Below are 2,948 nucleotides of genomic sequence, written 5' to 3'. Positions count from 1 at the left end.
TCACCAATGCGCGTCTGCCTAAGCCGCCAACGGCCGCGGTTTACGAAGCGGTCAAAAGCAGCGCGTTGGAATTTCGCCCGCAGTGAATAAACAACGCTGTTTCCGTGCAACGCTATCCCGGTCAAGGCCGGGATTTTTTATTGCCGTCACCCTGCGTTAATTGGTGAAACTCACTAAAGCCCTTGATGAATGGTGACGATAACCCTTAAAACTCCTGATTATAAAAGAGTGGCCATGCGTTTTTTCTGGGTCAACATTGGTGGCAGCGTCGCGGAAGTTTTTAAGGGCGAATTCCTGTGGGCGCCGCAATATGGAATAAATAAGACTGGGAACATGTTTAAACCTGCCGGGTGGGAAACGGTCAAAAAAGTCAAAGAGGGTGACCTGATTTTTTGCCACAAGGGTAGGAAGATCATCGGCGTGGCGACAGCGGTACGCGATGCTTACTCTGCACCGCGGCCTGAGCATCGGGTCGCGGGACCGCCGCATATTGCGGGTACCCAAGTCGATTTGGAACTGACGCGTCTTGAACTACCTATTGATGTTTCCCTTTTTAATCAGGCGTTCACACGCATGCACAACCAGGCTTGCCTTCCGCGCGTTTTTAATAAGAAAGGCGGATGCACCGAAAACTATATGTGCGAGATCCCCGCGCCGGCAGCCGCGTTGATCGCCGGTTTTCTCTCGGAAAACCTCTCTATCAACTTCCATGCGGATACCGTCGAAATCACCAGAGAGGTCGGTGGTGAGCAAGAAAGAGTGATTCAGGCGCGGATTGGGCATGGTCCCTATCGCGATAAAATGTTTAAGCGATGGGGAAACCGGTGCGCCGTCACGGGGATTGCGGAGCCGTCCATTCTCATTGCCTCTCACATCGTTGCCTGGTCGATTGCGACCCCAGAAGAAAAAGTGGATCCGCACAATGGTTTGCCGTTAATCCCCAATCTGGACAAGCTGTTCGATCGTGGCATGATCAGTTTTGCCGATGACGGACGTTTGCTGTATTCACGGACGATGAGCGGTTTGCTATGTGAGCTGAGGATCCCGTTGGACGCCAATATTAGCGGGTTGTCTGAAAAGAACAGAGCATACCTGCAACGGCATCGAGTGAAGTGGGGCTTTGAAACTGTGCCCTGATGCAGGTTTGCCAAATCTGAGCCGGGGCTCTTACCGATACATCATCGCGCTCACGCGCTCGCTCCGATCTTTAAAACCGTTGCTGCGCATCGTGACAACATAGTAGCGATAGTGATGTTTCTGTGCGTATTCGCGCACCAGATCTTCGGCGAACAGGCCGCTGAAGGTGACGGTGGTGACGAACGTCAGCCCTTTCACTTCGTAGGTGCTGATCTCCTGCGGGGCGCCGATATACGGCGGCGGGAACACGGTCTTGTGGAACTGGCAGCCCGCCAGCAGCAAGGTAAACAGCAGGGCGGCGGAGATTTGCGGTATTCTCATCGGGAAAAGCTTTCCTTCCTTGGCGTGTGTTTTAGTAACTCTATAATAGGATTACAAAATTCGGCGGGGATGTAAAAGTTATCCCGCTTCGGTTGCCGTTTCGTTGAAGCGGTGTCGCCGTATCCATCAGCATGAGGATTAAAACATGTTTGTTCGCCAGGCCACTGACAGCGATGTCGCAGCCCTGATCGCCCTCGACAGCGTCGCCGAACACGAACCGCAGCGCGCGGCGCAGATCCGGGCCTGGTGCGGGCAGGGGGAGTGCTATCTTGCCAAGGAACAGGACGTGGTGATGGGCTATGGCGTACTGCACTATCATTTCTTCGGCTGCGGTTTTATCGAGATGCTGATGGTCGGCGAGCGCTATCGCCGCCGGGGCGTCGGGCAGGCGTTGATTACGGCATTGAAGTCCCATTGCCGACACCCGAAACTGTTCACTTCCACCAATCGTTCCAACCTGTCGATGCAGCGGCTGCTGCTGAACGCCGGATTTGTCGCCAGCGGCCAGATTGACAATCTCGATGACGGCGATCCGGAGCAGGTATTTTTTATCCCGCTGCGCTAATACAGCCGGACATCGACCGCCTGCTGTTGCAGCCAGGTGCTGACGTAGCCGTAAGCGGCATAGAAGGCCAGCAGTGCGAAGAGCAGCACCGAAAGCGAGGCCAAAAACCTGACGTCGCCGTGCTTCGTCAACTGATAGGCGCAATAGAGAAAGGCTAACAGGCACAGCAGAGTGAAGGCGATGGCCAGCATGGCGTAAAAAATAAGCATAACGAAATCCGTTCTTCCTTGTGAGCCTGGCAAGGATACCACAGACAAAAAAAGGGGCCCAAACGGGCCCCTGCGTGATTCGCTGCGGGAGGTTTACTCCACCGCGTCGGGATGGTTCTTGCCTTCCTCGATAAACTCTTCGTCGATCTCTTCGATGTTCTCCTCGCTGTCGCGGCCGGACAGGATGTTCCAGCAGGCGATGAACAGCGCGGCGATCAAGGGGCCGATGACGAAGCCGTTGATGCCGTAAATCTCCATGCCGCCCAGGGTGGAGATCAGGATCAGGTAGTCCGGCATTTTGGTGTCTTTGCCCACCAGCAGCGGGCGCAGGATGTTGTCCACCAGGCCGATCACCACCACGAAGAACACTACCAGGAAAATGGCTTTCCACAGCATGCCGGTGGCGAAGAAGTAGATCACCGCCGGCACCCAGATGATGGCGGAGCCCACGGCCGGGATGATCGACAGGAACGCCATCAGCGCGCCCCACAGCAGGCTGCCGTCGATGCCGGTAAAGTAAAACGCCAGCCCGCCGAGCGCGCCTTGCACCACGGCGACCACCACCGTGCCCTTGACGGTGGCGCGGGAAACGGCGGCGAACTTGACGAACAGATGGTGTTTCACGTGCTGGGAGAGCGGCAGCGCTTCGAGCGCCAGGTTCACCAGATAAGGGCCGTCTTTCAGCAGGAAGAACAGCAGATAGAGCATTACGCCGA

General features: G+C 55.8%; 5 protein-coding genes. 2 read left to right on the top strand and 3 right to left on the bottom strand.

The genetic code is table 11. From position 1 onward, the window contains the following. The first annotated feature begins 189 nt into the window (after positions 1-189). Positions 190-1,137 carry an HNH endonuclease gene (locus ADK28_RS05840; protein ID WP_239686213.1) on the top strand — a complete coding sequence of 316 codons (948 nt, stop codon included), beginning with the start codon at positions 190-192 and terminating at the stop codon, positions 1,135-1,137. Between the two features lie 30 nt (positions 1,138-1,167). Here ADK28_RS05840 and ADK28_RS05835 read toward each other — a convergent pair whose 3' ends face one another. Next, entirely contained in the window at positions 1,168-1,458 is a 291-nt protein-coding gene (locus tag ADK28_RS05835; RefSeq protein WP_016928059.1) for a hypothetical protein, read from the bottom strand. 145 nt (positions 1,459-1,603) lie between these two features. Between ADK28_RS05835 and ADK28_RS05830 the strand changes: the two genes are divergently transcribed. After that, complete coding sequence (locus tag ADK28_RS05830) at positions 1,604-2,023, top strand: GNAT family N-acetyltransferase (protein ID WP_033640594.1); 420 nt, start codon at positions 1,604-1,606, stop codon at positions 2,021-2,023. Here ADK28_RS05830 and ADK28_RS05825 read toward each other — a convergent pair. Next, positions 2,020-2,232: a hypothetical protein gene (locus tag ADK28_RS05825; RefSeq protein WP_033640592.1), complete on the bottom strand. Its 213-nt coding sequence runs from the start codon at positions 2,230-2,232 to the stop codon at positions 2,020-2,022. The genes ADK28_RS05830 and ADK28_RS05825 overlap by 4 nt on opposite strands. A gap of 93 nt (positions 2,233-2,325) precedes the next feature. After that, positions 2,326-2,948: AI-2E family transporter (locus tag ADK28_RS05820; protein ID WP_048795142.1), on the bottom strand; the 623-nt coding region annotated here is incomplete at its 5' end.

Source organism: Serratia sp. 506_PEND (genome assembly GCF_001076875.1).
In the GTDB taxonomy this organism is placed as follows: domain Bacteria; phylum Pseudomonadota; class Gammaproteobacteria; order Enterobacterales; family Enterobacteriaceae; genus Serratia; species Serratia marcescens.
This window is presented reverse-complemented; position numbering and strand designations above follow the sequence as displayed.